Origin of the sequence: Streptococcus mitis (assembly GCF_946188615.1) — a bacterium.
Lineage (GTDB): Bacteria > Bacillota > Bacilli > Lactobacillales > Streptococcaceae > Streptococcus > Streptococcus mitis_BZ.
Map to the genome: position 1 here is coordinate 1 of NZ_CAMHVK010000024.1, position 350 is coordinate 350.

Annotated in this window: 1 protein-coding gene; it reads left to right on the plus strand. The window is 43.1% G+C overall.

Going from position 1 to position 350, the window contains the following annotated elements:
• The coding region (locus OCF95_RS09770; RefSeq protein ID WP_261105338.1) for a Rib/alpha-like domain-containing protein at positions 1–350 on the plus strand (350 nt) is incomplete at both ends.

Genomic DNA, 350 nt, shown 5'->3' on the forward strand with positions numbered 1-350 from the left:
GGAACAAACTATAGCTGGTCAGAACAACCAGACACAAGTAAACCAGGAAGTAAGACAGGAAAAGTATTAATCACCTATCCAGACCATAGTACGGAAGAAGTGACGGTAACGGTAAACGTAACTCCACAAAATGATGAATACAGCCCAACTGGTATTGCGCAAACCGTAGACAATGGACATGTGCCAGATCCAGAAACAAGTGTAAACAAAACAGGCTTACCAGAAGGCACAACCGTCACATGGAAAGAAACTCCAGTTGTGAATACACCAGGAAGTCATCCAGGAGTAGCGTTAGTTCATTATCCAGATGGAACGGAAGATGAAGTCGAAGTACCAGTAAGGGTAAAAGA